Genomic DNA, 14,489 nt, shown 5'->3' with positions numbered 1-14,489 from the left:
AGCCAGGGCACCCCTTCCCCCGATCGTCGATCGGCGGATCGAGGAGAAAGTCCGCAGGGCGGGACGGGGCGGGCGGCGTGGGGCGGCGGGCACCGGGCGTGACAGACTGGCCGCTGTGTTGCGCTGGTTGACCGCAGGGGAATCGCATGGACCCGCCCTCGTCGCGTTGCTGGAGGGGGTGCCGGCCGGGATCGAGGTGACCTCCACCGAGATCGCCGGGGAGTTGGCCCGCCGCCGGCTCGGCTACGGCCGGGGCGCCCGGATGGCCTTTGAGCAGGACGAGATCGAGATCATCGGCGGCCTGCGGCACGGCGTGACGCTGGGCAGCCCGGTCGCCATCCGGGTCGGCAACTCCGAGTGGCCCAAGTGGCGCACCGTGATGGCCGCCGACCCGGTGGATCCGGAGGAGTTGGCCGGGCAGGCCCGCAACGCGCCGCTCACTCGGCCCCGGCCCGGCCACGCCGACCTGGCCGGCATGCAGAAGTACGGCCACACCGACGCCCGGCCGATCCTGGAGCGGGCCAGCGCGCGGGAGACCGCCGCCCGGGTCGCCGTCGGCACGGTGGCCAAGGCGCTGTTGCGCCAGGCGCTCGGCGTCGAGATCGTCTCGCACGTGGTGGAGCTGGGACCGGTCGCCGCCAAACCGGGGCTGCGGCCCCGCCCGGAGGACGCCGAGCGGATCGACGCCGACCCGCTGCGCTGCCTCGACCCGGAGGCCAGCGCCCGGATGGTCGCCGAGGTCGACGCCGCGAAGAAGGCCGCCGACACCCTGGGCGGCGTGGTCGAGGTGCTGGCGTACGGCGTCCCGCCGGGTCTGGGCAGTCACGTGCAGTGGGACCGCAAGCTCGACGCCCGGCTGGCCACCGCGTTGATGTCGATTCAGGCGATCAAGGGTGTGGAGATCGGCGACGGCTGGCAGCAGGCCCGGTCCCGGGGCTCCGAGGCGCACGACGAGATCATGCCCACCGCCACCGGGGTCCGCCGGGTCACCGACCGGGCCGGTGGCCTGGAGGGCGGCATCACCACCGGCGAGCCGCTGCGGGTCAAGGCCGCGATGAAGCCGATCTCCTCGCTGAACCGTGCCCTCGCCACCGTGGATGTCACCACGGGCGAGCCGGCCACCGCGATCAACCAGCGCTCCGACGTCTGCGCGGTGCCCGCCGCAGCCGTCGTCGCCGAGGCGATGGTGGCGTTGGTGCTGGCCGAAGCGGCGGTGGAGAAGTTCGGCGGTGACTCGATCGCCGAGATGCGCCGCAACCTGGCCGGCTACCTCGACGCGCTGGTGATCCGGTGAGCGGTGCCACCCGCCCGGTCTGCGTCCTGGTCGGGGCGCCCGGCTCGGGCAAGACCACCATCGGCGAGATCCTGGCGCAGACGTTGGGCGTCGAGTTCCGGGACACCGACGTCGACATCGAGCGCCTCGCCGGCAAGCCGATCCCGGAGATCTTCATCGACGAGGGGGAGGCACACTTCCGTACCCTCGAAAGGGCGGCGGTGGCGGCGGCGCTGGCCTCCTGCACCGGGGTGCTGGCCCTCGGCGGCGGCGCGGTCCTGGCCGAGGAGAACCGGGCCGCCCTGGTCGGGCACCGGGTGGTGCACCTGCAGGTCGAGCTGCCCGACGCGGTGAAGCGGGTCGGTCTCGGCGTCGGCCGGCCGCTGCTGGCGATCAACCCCCGGGCCACCCTCAAGCACCTGATGGACCAGCGCCGCCCGCTCTACGCCGAGGTCGCCACCCTCACCGTGCACACCGACGGCCGCACGCCCGAAGACATCGCCGCCGAGATCGCGCAGTTGCTGCCCACGAATAAATAGGTTCCCGGCGGACGAGGATCCCGACCTTCTCGATCGTTGGCAGCTCAGCAGCGCGACACGCCGGTTATCGGTGCTGCTGAACTGCCAACGATCAAGGTTCACTCGATTTTATGGTGTCCAGCGCCCACCCACCCCCTCCGCTGCTCCTTTGCTCTGCTTCAACCCATGCAACGGTTTCGACAGCAACCGGTGCGTGGGTTGAAGCAGAGCAAAGCGGCCACAACAAACACAGCTGAGAACCTCGTCGGCAGCCACCCACTTTCGCCCGGTGCCGCGTGACTAGTCCGTGTGCTCGGCCACCAGGAACGGATCTCGCCACCACCACCAATTCTTAACGGCTGCCGGTGAGCGCTGCGGCGGGCGCGGGGCGTCGGCGGGGCTGCGGGCGCCAGCTGACCAGGAGCGCGAGCGCGAGCAGGATCTCGGCGAGGTCGCCACCGTAGTACATGATCGTGGCGCCGGCGCGGAGCTGGTCCGGCGGGGCCGGCACGTCGACGAGCAGTCCCGCGTACAGGAGTTGGGCCAGGCTGGCGTGGGCGGCCACCGCGACCCCGAGCACCACCAGCCGCACCGGGACCCCGGAGCGGTGCCCGGCGGGCTCCGGGCCGGCGATCGACCAGGTGAACAACAACCCGCTGAGCAGGAAGTGCAGGTTGACCAGGTCGTGCAGCGGCGGGCTGGCGAGGGTGGCCCGGTACAGCGGCGTGAGGTGGAGCAGCCACAGCCCGCCGGCGGTGAGCAGCAGCCCGGTGACCGGGTGGGTGAGCGTTCGCGCCGCCGGATGGCGCAGCGCCCGCAGCGCGGCCCGACCGGCCCGCCGGTCGACGGTCCGTAACGCCAGGGCGCCCGGCGCGCCGAGCACCAGCCCCAGCGGAGCCAACATGCCGATCAAAAGGTGCTGCCACATGTGTGCGGCGAAGCCCTCCACCGGCAGCAGCAGGGCGACGGCGAGCAGGGCGCACCCGACGGCGAAGGCCGCCGTGCGCCAGTGGCTCCAGCCGGCTCGGCCCGGTGCGCGTTGCCGCAGCGCCGCCGCCAGGTAGAGCCAGCCGACCAGCAGCGGTACGAGCAGCGCCGGCCCGACGGTCGTGGCGTGCCCGGTGCCGTGCGCCGAAACCACCGGGCTCATCCGCGCCGGTTGCGGGTCGACGTCGGCCGCTGGTCGGCGCAGACGTCCACGGCGGTGGCACGGCGCTGCACCAGCCAGCCCACGACGATCAGCACCACGCCCAGCGCGAGGAAACCGAGATCCCACCAGAGTTGGTACTCCCCGGACCGGACGTGGTGGATGGCCAGGATGTGGTGGTCGATGATGCCTTCGACCAGGTTGAACAGCCCCCACCCGATCAGCGCCCAGCCCCACAGCATGGGTGAGCGCCACAGCCGGCCCCGGGAGCGGGTCACCCGGGAGTACAGCATCGCCAGCCCGATCAGCACCGCCACCCAGGTCAGCACGTGGAACAGCCCGTCCCAGACGGTGTTCATCTGCAATCCGGAGACGGTGTCGACCGGGTAGTCGCGGACCCCGATGTTGTCGTTGCCGGTGTTGCTGAGCATGTGGTGCCACTGGAAGACCTGGTGCAGCAGGATGCCGTCGACGAAGCCGCCGAGACCCACGCCGAGGATGGTGGCCGGCAGCCGGATGTCGGCGCCGTCGATCGTCCGCTGCGCCATCCCGCCTCCTGGTTCATCCCGGTGGTCGTGGCTGCCGGTGCCCGCTCCACGACGTGGTAAACGTCGTTCCAGCCTTCGGCACGCGGTGGGCGGGAACGGCCGGGAGCGCGGCCGGTGGGCTAGGCTCCCGGCGATGGACGAGGTGACCCGGATCCGCGTCGGCGGCGAGCAGCCGTACGACGTGCTGGTCGGACGCGACCTGCTTGACACGCTGCCCGGCCTGCTGCCGGACGCCACCCGGGTGGCGGTGCTGCACGCGCCGCCGCTGAAGGAACGGGCCGACGCCATCGGCGCCCGGCTGGCCGCGGCCGGGATGACGCCGCTGCCGATCGAGGTGCCCGATGCGGAGGCCGGCAAGCACGTCGACGTGGCGGCGCAGTGCTGGGACCGGCTCGGTGCGGCCGGGTTCACCCGTACCGACGCGGTGGTCGGGCTGGGCGGCGGCGCGGTGACCGACCTGGCCGGGTTCGTGGCCGCCTGCTGGCTGCGCGGGGTGCGCTGGGTGCCGGTGGCCACCTCGCTGCTCGGCATGGTCGACGCGGCGGTGGGTGGCAAGACCGGAATCAACACCGCGGCCGGCAAGAACCTGGTGGGCGCGTTCCACCCGCCGGTCGGGGTGCTGGCCGACCTCGCCACGCTGGACTCCCTGCCCCCGGCGGACCTGACCGCCGGCCTGGCCGAGGTGGTCAAGTGCGGTTTCATCGCCGACCCGGCCATCCTCGACCTGGTCGAGCGGGACCCGGCAGCGGCCACCGACCCGTCCGGGCCGGTGGGCCGGGAACTGATCGAACGGGCGATCCGCGTGAAGGCCGACGTGGTCGGTGGTGACCTGCGCGAGTCGGGCGTACGGGAGGTGCTCAACTACGGGCACACCCTCGCCCACGCGATCGAGAAGGTGGAGGAGTACCGCTGGCGGCACGGTCACGCGGTCGCGGTCGGCCTGGTGTACGCCGCCGAGCTGTCGCGCCTCGCTGGCCGGCTGGACGTCGCCGCCGCCCGCCGGCACCGCGACGTGGTCACCGCGCTCGGCCTGCCCACCGACTATCCGGCCGACGCCTGGCCCCGGCTGCTGGCCGCGATGCGGGTCGACAAGAAGGCCCGCGGCAGCACGTTGCGTTTCGTGGTGCTCGACGGGCTGGCCCGGCCGGCGATCCTGACCGGCCCCGACGACGACCTGCTGCACGCCGCCTACGGCGCGGTGGCCCGGTGAGCGTGAGGAGCGGCATGAAGGTGTACGTGCTCAACGGGCCGAACCTGGGCCGGCTGGGCACCCGCCAGGTCGACGTGTACGGCGTGACCAGCTACGCCGATCTGGTCGCACTCTGCGAGTCGACCGGCCGGGAGCTCGGCCTGGAGGTCACGGTGCGGCAGACCGACGCCGAGCACGAGCTGATCGGCTGGCTGCACGACGCGGCGGACGAGCAGGCTGCGGTGGTGCTCAACCCGGCAGCCTGGTCGCACTACTCGATCGCTGTGCGGGACGCCTGCGCGCTGCTGCGTGGCCCGCTGGTCGAGGTGCACATCTCCAACATCCACGCCCGGGAGGAGTTCCGGCACCACTCGGTCGTCTCGGCGGTGGCCACCGGGGTGATCTGCGGGCTCGGTGTCGACGGCTACCGCCTCGCCCTGCAGCACCTCGCCGTCCGCCGTTGACCCGCCCCCACCGGGGCGGGTGGTGGGTGGCGGTGGGCTGTGGGGGCGGCGAGTAGACTTGGCAGGTCTGTCCGCCAAATTATGATCAAGGCAGGAAATGGCCACCACCAACGACCTGAAGAACGGCCTGGTGCTCAACCTCGACGGAGAGCTCTGGTCCGTCGTCGAGTTCCAGCACGTCAAGCCCGGTAAGGGTGGTGCGTTCGTGCGTACCACGTTGAAGAACGTGCTCTCCGGCAAGGTGGTCGACAAGACCTTCAACGCGGGCACCAAGGTCGACACCGCGACCGTGGACAAGCGCACGATGCAGTACCTCTACGCCGACGGCGAGGATTACGTCTTCATGGATCTGGAGACGTACGACCAGATCACGGTGCCCGGCGGGACGGTCGGCGAGGCGGCCAACTACCTGCTGCCCGAGGCCGAGGTCATCGTGGCCACGCACGAGGGTCTGCCGCTCTACGTCGAGATGCAGGCCTCCGTCGTGCTGGAGGTCACGTACACCGAGCCGGGGCTGCAGGGCGACCGGTCCACCGGCGGCAACAAGCCGGCGACCCTGGAAACCGGTGCGACCGTGCAGGTGCCGCTCTTCATCACCACCGGCGAGAAGATCAAGGTCGACACCCGCGACGGCCGTTACCTCGGCCGCGCCTGATGGCCGAGGGTCCGAAGCAGCAGATGCCGGCGCGCCGCAAGGCGCGCAAGCGGGCGCTGGACGTGCTCTTCGAGGCCGACCTGCGGGATCGCCCGCCCGTCGAGGTGCTCGCCGGCTATGTCGAGCGGATCGCCGTGCCGCGCCCCGAACACCTGGGCTACGCGGTCGGTCTGGTCGAGGGCGTGGCCGAGCACCTAAACCGGATCGACGAGTTGATCGCCAGCTACGCCGAAGGTTGGACGCTGGACCGGATGCCGGTGGTCGACCGCAACCTGGCTCGGATCGCGGTCTACGAGTTGCTGTACGTCGACGAGGTCGACGACGCGGTGGCGATCAGCGAGGCGGTCGAGCTGGCCCGGCAGATGTCGACCGACGACTCGCCCCGCTTCCTCAACGGGCTGCTCGGCCGCATCGCCGAGTACGCCACCCGCTGAGGCATCGGCGACGGCGGAGCCACTCGGCCGAGTGACGCGAACGAAACGAAAGGGCCCGTGCCGTCCCCGGCACGGGCCCTTTCCGTTCGGTGCTCAGCTGGCGAAGAACGCCCGCGGGTCGGCGACCAGCACGCCGTGCTCGGTCAGCCGCTCGATCAGTCCGGAGGGCGAGGCGTCGTAGACGATCGCGAGGGCGCGCAGGTCGTCGGCGCGGATCGAGAGGACCCGGCCGTTGTAGTCACCCCGCTGCTGCTGGATGGCGCGGGCGTACCGGGCCACGTAGGCGAGCTCCTCGCTGGCCTCGTCGTAGAGCCGCTCCAGGTCCAGCACGATCTTGCTGGTGGGCTCGTGCCGCACGCCGCTGCCGTCGGGCAGCAGCTCCGAGACGGGAACGCGGTAGAACTCGGCCAGATCGGCCAGGCGGGACACCGTGACGGCGCGGTCGCCGCGCTCGTACGAGCCGACCACCACCGCCTTCCACCGCCCGTTTGACTTCTCCTCCACACCCTGCAGGGACAGGCCCTGCTGCTGGCGGATGGAGCGCAGGCGGGCGCCCAGAGACTTGGCGTATTCAGAGGGCATTCGGACACTCCCAGTGCTGCTCGGGGTTCTCCCAGCGATCGCTACGGAGCGTGACGGTACGGGGATTCGCAGACCTGGTCAAGTGGTGATGACCTTCCCGTTGGCGCCTCGCGTGAGTTGTCCCGTTTCGACAGCTGAATCGATACGCTGTCCGGTGACGCTTCGGCGTGGTCAGGGCCACTCGGTCCCGCCCCTGGTGGCGATGCCGATCGCTGGTAACGTGGCCGCAGCTTCCGCCGGCCGTCCAGCGACCGGCCCGGAGGATCCGACATCCTTTAACGACCCGTCCCGTGAGGCGGGAAAGGAGGTCCGCCGTGGCTCAGCCATCGGCTGCCCACTCGTCGCCGCCGCGACAACCCTCGGTGAAGGTGATTCTGACCAGCGCTGACGTGCAGCGCGTCGTCGACCGGATCGCCCACCAGATCCTCGAGAAGACCCAGGGCGCCGCCGACACCGTGCTGCTCGGCATCCCGACTCGCGGTGCCCCCCTCGCCCGGCGGCTCGCCGCCCGGATCAGCGCCTTCGAGGGTGTCGCCGTGCCGGTCGGTGTGCTCGACATCACCCTCTACCGCGATGACCTGCGCCGCAACGCCACCCGGGCGGTCGGCCCGACCCAGCTGCCCGCCGGTGGCATCGACGGCCAGCGGGTGGTCCTCGTCGACGACGTGCTCTTCTCCGGGCGGACGGTACGCGCCGCCCTCGACGCACTGGGCGACCTCGGGCGGCCGGCGTCCGTGCAGCTCGCCGTGCTGGTCGACCGCGGCCACCGGCAGTTGCCGATCCGGGCCGACTATGTCGGCAAGAACATCCCGACCGCGCTCGCCGAGAACGTGAAGGTGACGCTGGCCGAGACCGACGGCACCGACGAGGTCCGCCTCTACGGAGGGACCCTCCCTTGATCAGGCATCTGCTCTCCGGCGCCGACCTCGACGCCGACACCGCCACCCAGATCCTGGACACCGCCGCGGAGATGGCGGCGGTGGCTGGCCGCGAGATCAAGAAGTTGCCCGCGCTGCGCGGCCGTACGGTGGTCAACCTCTTCTACGAGGACTCCACCCGCACCCGGATCTCCTTCGAGGCGGCGGCCAAGCGGCTCTCCGCCGACGTGATCAACTTTTCCGCGAAGGGGTCCAGCGTCGCCAAGGGCGAGAGCCTGAAGGACACCGCGTTGACCCTTCAGGCGATGGGTGCCGACGCGGTCGTCGTCCGGCATGCCGCCTCCGGCGCCCCGCACCGGCTCGCCGACTGGGTCGACGGTTCGGTGATCAACGCCGGCGACGGCACCCACGAGCATCCCACCCAGGCGCTGCTCGACGCGTACACCATGCGCTCCCGACTGGGCCGGCTGGCCGGTCTGTCGGTCGTGGTGGTCGGCGACGTGCTGCACTCCCGGGTGGCCCGCTCCAACGTGCTGCTGCTGTCCACGCTCGGTGCCAAGGTGACCCTGGTCGGGCCGCCCACCCTCATTCCGGTCGACATCGCCGCGGCCCTCGCGTCGGGTACCGACGTCTGCTACGACCTGGACGCGGTGCTGCCGTCGGCGGACGTGGTGATGATGCTGCGGGTGCAGCGGGAACGGATGAACGATTCCTACTTTCCGTCCGCCCGCGAGTACGCCCGCCGCTACGGCCTGGACGGCGCGCGGATGCGCCGGATGCCGGGCCACGCGATCGTGATGCACCCCGGCCCGATGAACCGGGGGATGGAGATCACGCCGGAGGTCGCCGACTCGCCCCGCTCCACCATCGTCGAACAGGTCGCCAACGGGGTCTCCGTCCGGATGGCCGTCCTCTACCTGCTGCTCGGGGGGAACAACCGGTGAACTCGTACCTGATCAGGAACGTCAGCGTGCTCGGCGCCGCGCCGACCGACCTGCTGCTGCGCGACGGCGTCGTCGCCGAGGCCGGTCCGGGGCTGTCCGCGCCGGGCGCCGGCGTGGTCGACGCCGACGGGCTGGTCGCCCTGCCCGGCCTGGTCGACCTGCACACCCACCTGCGCGAGCCGGGCCGGGAGGACGCCGAGACCGTCGAGACCGGTTCCCGGGCGGCGGCGCTGGGCGGCTACACGGCGGTCTGCGCGATGGCGAACACCTCGCCGGTGGCGGACACCGCCGGCGTGGTCGAGCAGGTCTGGCGGCTCGGCCGGGAGGCCGGGCTGGTCGACGTGCAGCCGATCGGCGCGGTCACCGTCGGGCTGGCCGGCGAGCGCCTGGCCGAGCTGGGCGCAATGGCCGACTCGGCCGCCCGGGTGCGGATCTTTTCCGACGACGGGCACTGCGTCGCCGATCCGCGGCTGATGCGCCGGGCGCTGGAGTACGTCAAGGCGTTCGACGGGATCATCGCCCAGCACGCCGAGGAGCCCCGGCTGACCGAGGGCGCGCAGATGCACGAGGGCGAGGTTTCCGCCCGGCTGGGCCTGACCGGCTGGCCGGCGGTGGCCGAGGAGGCGATCATCGCGCGGGACGTGCTGCTGGCCGAGCACGTCGGCAGCCGGCTGCACGTCTGCCACGTCTCCTGTGCCGGCAGCGTCGAGGTGCTGCGTCAGGCAAAGGCCCGGGGCGTACGCGTCACCGCCGAGGTGACCCCGCACCACCTGCTGCTCACCGACGCCCTCGTGAGCGGGAGGAGTGAGCTTGCGAGCCCCGCACTCGCGAGCAACTGGAGCCCGGCCGGAGCGTACGACCCGGTCTACAAGGTCAACCCGCCGCTGCGGACCGCCACCGACATCGCCGCCCTGCGCGCCGCGCTGGTCGACGGGGTGATCGACATCATCGCCACCGACCACGCCCCGCACGCGATGGAGGACAAGGAATGCGAGTGGGCGTACGCCCGGCCGGGCATGCTCGGGCTGGAGACGGCGCTGTCGATCGCGCTCGACGTGCTCGGCCCGGAGTGGGACCTGATCGCCGAGCGGATGTCGCGCACCCCGGCCCGGATCGCCGGGCTGACCGAGCACGGCCACGATCCCGCCCCCGGCGTGCCGGCCAACCTCACCCTGGTCGACCCGGCGGCCCGCCGGGTGATCGACCCGGCGGAGTCGGCCAGTCGCAGCCGCAACACTCCGTACGCCCGGATGACGCTGCCGGGTCGCATCGTGGCGACCTTCCTGCGTGGCGAGGCGACGGTCCTGGACGGAAAGGCTGTTAAGTGAAACGCAGGAATGCGACCCTCGTCCTAGAGGACGGGCGCACGTTCCACGGCGAGGCGTACGGCAGCGTCGGGGAGAGCTTCGGCGAGGCGGTCTTCAACACCGGGATGACCGGCTACCAGGAGACGCTGACCGACCCGTCGTACCACCGTCAGGTGGTGGTGCAGACCGCCCCGCACATCGGCAACACCGGCGTCAACAGCGAGGACGACGAGTCGCGACGGATCTGGGTGGCCGGTTACGTGGTGCGTGACCCGGCCCGGGTGAGTTCGAACTGGCGGGCCACCGGCAGTCTGGAGGACCGGCTGGCCACCGAGGGGATCGTCGGCATCAGCGGGGTGGACACCCGGGCGCTGACCCGGCACCTGCGCGAGCGCGGCGCGATGCGGGTCGGCATCTCCAGCGTCGACGACGACCCCCGTGCGCTGCTGGCCCGGGTACGCCAGTCACCGCAGATGCTCGGCGCGGACCTCTCCGCCGAGGTGACCACCGCGGCGCCGTACGTGGTGGCCGCCGAGGGCGAGCACCGGTTCACCGTCGCCGCCCTCGACCTGGGCATCAAGCGCAACGTGCCGCGTCGGCTCGCCGCCCGCGGCGTGGCCACCCACGTCCTGCCGGCGAACTCGAGCATCGAGGAACTGCTGGCCACCGGTGCCGACGCGATCTTCTTCTCACCCGGCCCGGGTGACCCGTCCACCGCCGACCGGCCGGTCGCGCTGGCCCGGGAGTTGATGCGCCGGCGGGTGCCGCTGTTCGGCATCTGCTTCGGCAGTCAGATCCTCGGCCGGGCGCTCGGCTTCGGCACGTACAAGCTCGGCTACGGCCACCGGGGCACCAACCAGCCGGTCATCGACCTGGCCACCGGCAAGGTCGAGGTGACCAGCCACAACCACGGTTTCGCCGTGCAGGTGCCCGGCGTGCAGCCCGGTGCGGTGGTGCCCGACCAGGTGATCGAGACCGAGTTCGGTGGGGTTCAGGTTTCGCATGTCTGCCTCAACGACAACGTGGTCGAGGGGCTGCGGGCGCGCGATGTGCCCGCGTTCACCGTTCAGTACCACCCGGAGGCGGCGGCCGGTCCGCACGACGCGGACTACCTCTTCGACCGGTTCGCCGAGTTGATCGAGGGCCGGACCCACAGCGAGGGGCGCACGAATGCCTAAACGGACCGATCTCAAGCACATCCTGGTGATCGGCTCCGGGCCGATCGTCATCGGGCAGGCGTGCGAGTTCGACTATTCCGGCACCCAGGCGTGCCGGGTGCTGCGCAACGAGGGGATCCGGGTCAGCCTGGTCAACTCGAACCCGGCCACGATCATGACGGACCCCGAGTTCGCCGACGCCACCTACGTCGAGCCGATCACCCCGGAGTTCGTCGAGCTGGTCATCGCCAAGGAGCGGCCGGACGCGGTGCTGCCCACCCTCGGCGGGCAGACCGCGCTGAACACCGCGGTCGCGCTGCACGAGGCCGGGGTGCTGGACAAGTACGGCGTCGAGCTGATCGGTGCCAACATCGACGCGATTCGTCGCGGCGAGGACCGGCAGCTGTTCAAGGACATCGTCGCCAAGGCGGGGGTCCGGATCGGCGTCGAGGACCCGGCCGCGCTGGTGCCCCGTTCCCGGGTCTGCCACTCCATGGACGAGGTCCGCCAGACCGTCGGCGAGCTGGGGCTGCCGGTGGTGATCCGGCCGTCGTTCACCATGGGCGGCCTCGGGTCGGGCATGGCGCACAGCGACGCCGACCTGGAGCGCATCGCCGGCGCCGGGCTGGCCGCGAGCCCGGTGCACGAGGTGCTGATCGAGGAGAGCGTGCTCGGCTGGAAGGAGTACGAGCTCGAACTCATGCGGGACCGCAACGACAACGTGGTGGTGGTCTGCTCGATCGAGAACGTCGACCCGATGGGCGTGCACACCGGCGACAGCGTGACCGTGGCCCCGGCCATGACGCTCACCGACCGGGAGTACCAGCGCCTGCGTGACCTGGGCATCGCGGTGCTGCGCGAGGTCGGGGTGGACACCGGTGGCTGCAACATCCAGTTCGCGGTCAACCCGGCCGACGGGCGGATCGTCGTCATCGAGATGAACCCGCGGGTGTCCCGCTCCTCGGCGCTGGCCTCCAAGGCGACCGGTTTCCCGATCGCGAAGATCGCCGCGAAGCTGGCCATCGGCTACACCCTGGACGAGATCCCCAACGACATCACCCGCAAGACGCCGGCCGCGTTCGAGCCGACGCTGGACTACGTGGCGGTGAAGATTCCCCGGTTCGCGTTCGAGAAGTTCCCCGGCGCGGACCCGGAGTTGACCACCACGATGAAGTCGGTCGGCGAGGCGATGAGCCTGGGGCGCAACTTCAGCGAGGCGCTGAACAAGGCGATGCGCTCGATGGAGACCAAGGCGGCCGGGTTCTGGACCGTCGCGGACCCGCCGGGGGCGACCAAGGAGAACACCCTCGCCGCGCTGCGTACGCCGCACGACGGGCGGCTCTACACGGTGGAGCGGGCGCTGCGGCTGGGCGCCTCGATCGGTGAGGTCGCCGTGGCTTCGGGCGGGATCGACCCGTGGTTCCTGGACCAGATCGCCGCTCTGGTCGAGCTGCGCGCCGAGATCGTGGCCGCCCCGGTGCTCGACGTCGACCTGCTGCGTCGGGCCAAGCGGGCCGGCCTGTCCGACCGGCAGTTGGCCGCGCTGCGTCCCGAACTGGCCGCCGAGGACGGCGTGCGGACGCTGCGGCACCGGCTGGGCATCCGGCCGGTCTACAAGACCGTGGACACCTGCGCCGCCGAGTTCGAGGCCGTCACGCCGTACCACTACTCCTCCTACGACGCCGAGACCGAGGTGATCGGCTCGGACCGGCCCAAGGTGCTGATCCTCGGCTCCGGGCCGAACCGGATCGGGCAGGGCATCGAGTTCGACTACTCCTGTGTGCACGCGGTCCAGGCGCTGCGGGGGACGTACGAGACCGTCATGGTCAACTGCAACCCGGAGACGGTGTCCACCGACTACGACACCGCCGACCGGCTCTACTTCGAGCCGCTGACCTTCGAGGACGTACTGGAGGTCTGGCACGCCGAGGACTCCTCCGGCCGCGCCGCCGGCGGGCCGGGCGTGATCGGGGTGATCGTGCAGCTCGGTGGGCAGACCCCGCTCGGGCTGGCGCAGCGGCTCAAGGACGCCGGTGTGCCGGTGGTCGGCACCTCCCCCGAGTCGATCCACCTGGCCGAGGAGCGGGGTGCCTTCGGGTCGCTGCTGGCCCGGGCGGGCCTGCGGGCTCCGGCCCACGGCACCGCCACCTCCTACGAGGAGGCGAAGGAGATCGCCGACGAGATCGGCTACCCGGTGCTGGTCCGCCCCTCGTACGTGCTGGGCGGGCGCGGGATGGAGATCATCTACGACGATGTGACGTTGCGTGACTACATCGGTCGGGCCACCGACATCTCCCCGAACCATCCGGTGCTGGTGGACCGGTTCCTCGACGACGCCATCGAGATCGACGTGGACGCGCTCTGCGACGCCGACGGCGAGGTCTACCTCGGCGGGATCATGGAGCACATCGAGGAGGCGGGAATCCACTCCGGCGACTCCTCCTGCGCGTTGCCGCCGATCACCCTGGCCAGCTCGCACGTGGCCCAGGTCCGCCGGTACACCGAGGCGATCGCCCGCGGCATCGGCGTACGCGGTCTGCTCAACGTGCAGTACGCGTTGAAGGACGACGCGCTGTACGTGCTGGAGGCCAACCCGCGTGCCTCGCGTACCGTGCCGTTCGTCTCCAAGGCCACGGCGGTGCCGCTGGCCAAGGCGGCGGCCCGGATCGCGCTCGGCGCGACCGTCGCCGAACTGCGTGACGAGGGTTTGCTGCCGGCCAGCGGGGACGGCGGCACGCTGCCGCCGGACGCGCCGATCGCGGTCAAGGAGGCGGTGCTGCCGTTCAAGCGGTTCCGCACGCCCGCCGGTAAGGGGGTGGATTCGTTGCTCGGCCCGGAGATGAAGTCGACCGGCGAGGTGATGGGCATCGACACCGCCTTCGGGCACGCCTTCGCCAAGTCGCAGTCGGCGGCGTACGGCTCGCTGCCGACCTCGGGCCGGATCTTCGTCTCGGTGGCCAACCGCGACAAGCGCGGCATGATCTTCCCGATCAAGCGTCTGGCCGACCTGGGCTTCGAGATCGTCGCGACCAGCGGCACCGCCGAGGTGCTGCGTCGCCACGGCATCGCCTGCGAGCTTGCCCCCAAGCACTACGAGGCCGGCTCCGACGACGACGCGGTGTCGCTGATCCGCTCCGGCCAGGTCGCCTTGGTGATCAACACTCCGCAGGGTTCCGGGGCCAGCGCCCGTTCCGACGGCTACGAGATCCGCAGCGCCGCCGTGACGGCGGACATCCCCTGCGTCACCACCGTTCCCGGCGCCGCCGCCGCGGTGATGGGCATCGAGGCCCTCATCCGCGGCGACATGCAGGTCCGCCCTCTCCAGGACCTCCACAGCGCCCTTCGCCCCCCACCCCACCCGCGTTGATCATGAGGTTAGCGGCAGAAGATCGA

14 protein-coding genes are annotated in these 14,489 nt (G+C 71.4%); 11 read left to right on the top strand and 3 right to left on the bottom strand.

Going from position 1 to position 14,489, the window contains the following annotated elements; all coding sequences use genetic code 11:
* The first annotated feature begins 115 nt into the window (after positions 1-115).
* Entirely contained in the window at positions 116-1,294 is a 1,179-nt protein-coding gene (aroC, locus tag Vqi01_RS11460; protein ID WP_204034714.1) for a chorismate synthase, read from the top strand.
* A complete protein-coding gene (locus Vqi01_RS11455; RefSeq protein ID WP_204034713.1) occupies positions 1,291-1,812 on the top strand; it encodes a shikimate kinase in 522 nt (173 codons plus the stop codon). Before aroC ends, Vqi01_RS11455 begins: the two co-directional genes overlap by 4 nt.
* Positions 1,813-2,143: 331 nt before the next feature.
* On the opposite strand, the gene Vqi01_RS11450 is transcribed toward Vqi01_RS11455, so the two are convergent.
* Positions 2,144-2,941, bottom strand: a complete 798-nt coding sequence (locus tag Vqi01_RS11450) for a cytochrome c oxidase assembly protein (RefSeq protein WP_204034712.1) — start codon at positions 2,939-2,941, stop codon at positions 2,144-2,146.
* A complete protein-coding gene (locus Vqi01_RS11445; protein ID WP_204034711.1) occupies positions 2,938-3,486 on the bottom strand; it encodes a DUF2243 domain-containing protein in 549 nt (182 codons plus the stop codon). The genes Vqi01_RS11450 and Vqi01_RS11445 overlap by 4 nt, the downstream gene beginning before the upstream one ends.
* Before the next feature lie 133 nt (positions 3,487-3,619).
* On the opposite strand from Vqi01_RS11445, the gene aroB reads away from it, so the two are divergent.
* From aroB to nusB, 4 genes are all read left to right on the top strand, one after another.
* Positions 3,620-4,696 carry a 3-dehydroquinate synthase gene (gene aroB, locus Vqi01_RS11440; protein WP_204034710.1) on the top strand — a complete coding sequence of 359 codons (1,077 nt, stop codon included), beginning with the start codon at positions 3,620-3,622 and terminating at the stop codon, positions 4,694-4,696.
* A 14-nt stretch (positions 4,697-4,710) separates the two neighbouring features.
* Positions 4,711-5,139, top strand: coding sequence for a type II 3-dehydroquinate dehydratase (aroQ, locus tag Vqi01_RS11435; protein WP_204034745.1), 429 nt, complete (start codon positions 4,711-4,713; stop codon positions 5,137-5,139).
* Between the two features lie 97 nt (positions 5,140-5,236).
* Complete coding sequence (gene efp, locus Vqi01_RS11430; protein WP_204034709.1) at positions 5,237-5,794, top strand: elongation factor P; 558 nt, start codon at positions 5,237-5,239, stop codon at positions 5,792-5,794.
* A 23-nt stretch (positions 5,795-5,817) separates the two neighbouring features.
* Positions 5,818-6,228 (top strand): transcription antitermination factor NusB, encoded by a 411-nt coding sequence (gene nusB, locus Vqi01_RS11425; protein WP_204034744.1) that lies wholly within the window; start codon positions 5,818-5,820, stop codon positions 6,226-6,228.
* Between the two features lie 93 nt (positions 6,229-6,321).
* On the opposite strand, the gene bldD is transcribed toward nusB, so the two are convergent.
* Positions 6,322-6,810, bottom strand: coding sequence for a transcriptional regulator BldD (gene bldD, locus Vqi01_RS11420; protein ID WP_204034708.1), 489 nt, complete (start codon positions 6,808-6,810; stop codon positions 6,322-6,324).
* A 314-nt stretch (positions 6,811-7,124) separates the two neighbouring features.
* Here bldD and pyrR point away from each other — a divergent pair, with 314 nt between their 5' ends.
* Genes pyrR through carB form a run of 5 tightly spaced genes read left to right on the top strand, consistent with a single transcriptional unit; the run spans position 7,125 to position 14,463 of the window.
* A complete protein-coding gene (gene pyrR / locus Vqi01_RS11415; protein WP_204034707.1) occupies positions 7,125-7,709 on the top strand; it encodes a bifunctional pyr operon transcriptional regulator/uracil phosphoribosyltransferase PyrR in 585 nt (194 codons plus the stop codon).
* On the top strand, positions 7,706-8,632 hold the full coding sequence (locus tag Vqi01_RS11410) for an aspartate carbamoyltransferase catalytic subunit (protein WP_204034706.1): 927 nt from the start codon (positions 7,706-7,708) through the stop codon (positions 8,630-8,632). Before pyrR ends, Vqi01_RS11410 begins: the two co-directional genes overlap by 4 nt.
* Positions 8,629-9,960, top strand: coding sequence for a dihydroorotase (locus tag Vqi01_RS11405; protein WP_204034705.1), 1,332 nt, complete (start codon positions 8,629-8,631; stop codon positions 9,958-9,960). Before Vqi01_RS11410 ends, Vqi01_RS11405 begins: the two co-directional genes overlap by 4 nt.
* Positions 9,957-11,117 (top strand): glutamine-hydrolyzing carbamoyl-phosphate synthase small subunit, encoded by a 1,161-nt coding sequence (gene carA, locus Vqi01_RS11400; RefSeq protein ID WP_204034704.1) that lies wholly within the window; start codon positions 9,957-9,959, stop codon positions 11,115-11,117. Before Vqi01_RS11405 ends, carA begins: the two co-directional genes overlap by 4 nt.
* A complete protein-coding gene (gene carB, locus Vqi01_RS11395; protein ID WP_204034703.1) occupies positions 11,110-14,463 on the top strand; it encodes a carbamoyl-phosphate synthase large subunit in 3,354 nt (1,117 codons plus the stop codon). Before carA ends, carB begins: the two co-directional genes overlap by 8 nt.
* Positions 14,464-14,489: the final 26 nt, after the last annotated feature.

Source organism: Micromonospora qiuiae (assembly GCF_016863555.1).
GTDB classification, from domain to species: Bacteria; Actinomycetota; Actinomycetes; order Mycobacteriales; family Micromonosporaceae; genus Micromonospora; species Micromonospora qiuiae.
The sequence above is the reverse complement of the archived record's forward strand: the minus strand, read 5'-3'. Positions and strand labels throughout refer to the sequence as shown.

Bases quoted from the DNA above. Each gene is read 5' to 3' on its own strand.
- Vqi01_RS11450 (WP_204034712.1), bottom strand. From the start codon at position 2,941: ATGAGCCCGGTGGTTTCGGCGCACGGCACCGGGCACGCCACGACCGTC.
- Vqi01_RS11445 (WP_204034711.1), bottom strand. From the start codon at position 3,486: ATGGCGCAGCGGACGATCGACGGCGCCGACATCCGGCTGCCGGCCACC.
- aroB (WP_204034710.1), top strand. From the start codon at position 3,620: ATGGACGAGGTGACCCGGATCCGCGTCGGCGGCGAGCAGCCGTACGAC.
- aroQ (WP_204034745.1), top strand. From the start codon at position 4,711: ATGAAGGTGTACGTGCTCAACGGGCCGAACCTGGGCCGGCTGGGCACC.
- efp (WP_204034709.1), top strand. From the start codon at position 5,237: ATGGCCACCACCAACGACCTGAAGAACGGCCTGGTGCTCAACCTCGAC.
- nusB (WP_204034744.1), top strand. From the start codon at position 5,818: ATGCCGGCGCGCCGCAAGGCGCGCAAGCGGGCGCTGGACGTGCTCTTC.
- bldD (WP_204034708.1), bottom strand. From the start codon at position 6,810: ATGCCCTCTGAATACGCCAAGTCTCTGGGCGCCCGCCTGCGCTCCATC.
- carB (WP_204034703.1), top strand. From the start codon at position 11,110: ATGCCTAAACGGACCGATCTCAAGCACATCCTGGTGATCGGCTCCGGG.